The 2,912-nt window shown below is 70.9% G+C and carries 2 protein-coding genes; both read right to left on the reverse strand.

All coding sequences use genetic code 11. The annotated features are described in order from the left end of the window. On the reverse strand, nucleotides 1-1,390 hold a 1,390-nt coding region (locus tag IT371_15415; GenBank protein MCC6749048.1), incomplete at its 3' end, for an AAA family ATPase. 137 nt (nucleotides 1,391-1,527) lie between these two features. Continuing rightward, the gene (locus IT371_15420) at nucleotides 1,528-2,313 is read right to left on the reverse strand and encodes a PEP-CTERM sorting domain-containing protein (protein ID MCC6749049.1); all 786 of its coding nucleotides are present in this window, start codon (nucleotides 2,311-2,313) and stop codon (nucleotides 1,528-1,530) included. Nucleotides 2,314-2,912 lie beyond the last annotated feature (599 nt).

Genomic DNA, 2,912 nt, shown 5'->3' on the forward strand with positions numbered 1-2,912 from the left:
CGGTGCGCGCGACGACGCCCTGCGCGGCGCCCTCATCGAGCGCTTCGAGCAGCGCGCCGCGCTCACCGCCGTGCGCCTGCGCGACGAGCGCGAAGGAGAACTCCGTCCCCACGCACGCGGCGACCTCGAGCGCCTCGCGGCAGGTCGGAGTGAGCCCGGCGAGGCGCTTGCTCGCCACGCGCTGCACAGCCGAAGGACCGGCCAGGGGGGCGAGCAGCGTTCCGGCCGGGCGGTCCGCGGCGTCTTCCTCGACGACGGGCGCGAGCGCGAGCACCTGCGAGATGAAGAGGGGATTACCTCCCGCCTTGCGGTGCAGCCGCTCGACCACCTCGTCCGGAGGCCGGATGCCCGTTTGCTCTTCGATCAGGAGGCCGACCTCCGCCGGTGTGAGGCCGCCGAGCCTGACGCGCAGCAGCGCGTCGTTCTTCGCGTACTCGATCACGAGATCCTGGAGCGGCTCGCGACGCTCGACGTCGGCCTCGCGCGCCGCGGCGAGAAAGAGCACCCGTTCGCGTCGCAAGTCTCGCGCGAGAAAGGCGAGGGCCGAGAGCGAGTCGGCGTCGGTCCACTGCAGGTCGTCGAGCAGGATCACCTGGGGCCGGATGCGTGCCGCGCGCCGGAGGAAGCCGCCGAGCGCATCGAAGAGCCGGAATCTCGACTCCTCGCTGTCGGCGCTCGGCGGAAGCTCGAGCTGCAGCGCATCGCGCAGCTCCGGCGCGATGCGCCCGAGCGCGGTGGCGCCGGTGCCGAGGGCGCCGCGAAGGGCCGTGGGATCCCAGGCTTCGGCGTAGCCGCGCAGCACCTGCGCCCAGAGCCAGAAGGCGGGGATGCCCGACCCCTCGCGGCTGCACGCCTCGCGGGCGTCCATGCCCGCGTGCTCCGCCTCCGCGAGGAGCGTCTGCATCAGACGCGTCTTGCCGATGCCGGGCTCGCCCACGACGAGCGCAAGACCGCCGCCCGTCGCCGAGGCTCGTCGCAGCGCCGCACGCAGCAGCGTGAGCTCCGACTCGCGACCGACGAAGGCCGGGCCCGCGGAGTCCGGGGCCTGTGGGCCGGCCGGCGCCGGCGCGGCGGCGTCCCGGGCGTCGGCCACGAAGCGAAATCCAATCCCGCGCACCGTCTCGATCGTCTGCGCGCCCTCGGGGCCGAGCGACGCGCGCAGCTTGTGCAGGCTCTGCCAGATCGCATCGTCGCTGACGGTGACGCCGGGCCACACGGCCTCGAGCAGATCCTCCTTGCGCACGACGCGGTCTCGGTGCCGCGCCAGATGGAAGAGGATCGCGAGCGGCTTGGGCCCGATCGCCACCAGACCCCCGTCTTCGAGGAGGCAGTAGCGCGCCTCGTCGAGCTCGAAGCGACCGAAGCGGAGATGGAGGGGAGTCCGGGCCATGGCGCAACCCGCCATTGTCGCGCAGGGAGGCACGCATCGGAGCAAAATATGAGGCGCTCCGGGAGGTTCTCCCGGAGCGCCCACGGACGTCCCGCGACGTCAGGCCAGCCGACGGCGCTGGCCAGGCCTTCTTGCGGCTAGGCCTTCTTGCGGCCCGAGACGCCGAGGCCCACGAGGCCCATGCCCAGCAGCAGCATCGTGCCGGGCTCGGGGACGAACGCCATGCTGAACACCCAACCGGCGCTCGCGCCAGCACCAAGGCCGGTCTGGCCCACGAGCGCTGTTGCCGCGCCCGTTGCCTTGTTGATCGTCCAGAGCTTGCCGCCTCCGAAAAGGGGGTTGGTTTCCCCGTACATCTGGCCCGTCACGGGGTCGACCGAGATCGCGTCCACGGCGTCCCCAAAACCGGAGAGAGTGCCGACGATGGTGTGGGTGCCGTTGATCGGGTTGACCTTGACGAGGGAGCTGCCGGCACGGGCATAGAGAGTCGAGGTTGTCGGGTCGTACGCCAGCTCGCTCAGAGGCGAGGCTCCCAAGAGCCACGTCATCGCACCGTTGCTCGGGTTCACCGTGTAGAGGACCTGCGCGCTGGTGTCCACGCCGTAGAGCACGTTCCCGGGCCCGAACACGAGGGCATCGATGTTGTGGGTAGTGGTGGAGTTGATCGTCGTCTGCGTGCCGTTCGCGGCGATCTTGAAGAAATTGTCGCTGCTACCGCCGTACATGACCTGGTTCGTGAAGTCCCAGGCGAGGGCGCCGATCCCGTCAGGCGTGGCCGTGCTGATCTGTGTCGCCGCGCCGCTGCTCTGGTTGATCGACAGGAACTTGCCGTTGTTGCCGCCGTAGAGCGGCGTCGCCAGCGCCGGCGAGGCCGCGGCCACGAGGCCGGCCGCGACGGCGAGGGTTGCGATCTTGCGAAGCATGCTCGTCTCCTTTCATCCGGGTTCGGACGAGCTGCTTGCGCACGCCGCCGCGAATCCCGCTTCCCAGTTGCCACACGGAGCGTCCGTGTCAGCGGGTCCATTTGTACCCGCATGTGTCAGGGGCGACGCTTACACTTGCCTGACGTGCGGCTTACGAGTGCCTGAGCCGGGAGGGGTGGCGCGCGCAGGGCGGCCGGAGGCGCCCGCGCGGCTCCGGCGGCCGCCGCCTCAACGCGCCGGCGCCACGATGGCCAGCGAGGGATCTGCGAGAGAGGAGAAGTCGCCGGGGCTGAACGTGAGGAGCGTGGTCGAGCGCCCGCGGCGTGCGCAGGCTTCGATCACCGCATCGCAGGTTCGGCCACCGCAGATGCCGCGCCGGGGCCCTTCGTGGAGAGGGATGCGGGAGCCGGGGTCGTCGCTCGCAGGAGCTTCGCCGACGGCTGGCGAGCGCGGTTGCGGGCGCGGGCTCCACAGGTCAGAATTCGGTACTGGATTCGGTCCTTTCGCGGAGAGGAGATGCCCCGCATGGCTCGCCGGCGCGACGTCAAGCCGATCACCTACCTGAAGAGTCGCACCGCCGAGCTCGTGCGCGAGGTCAC

This window comes from Deltaproteobacteria bacterium, from assembly GCA_020848905.1.
Classification (GTDB): domain Bacteria; phylum Myxococcota_A; class Polyangia.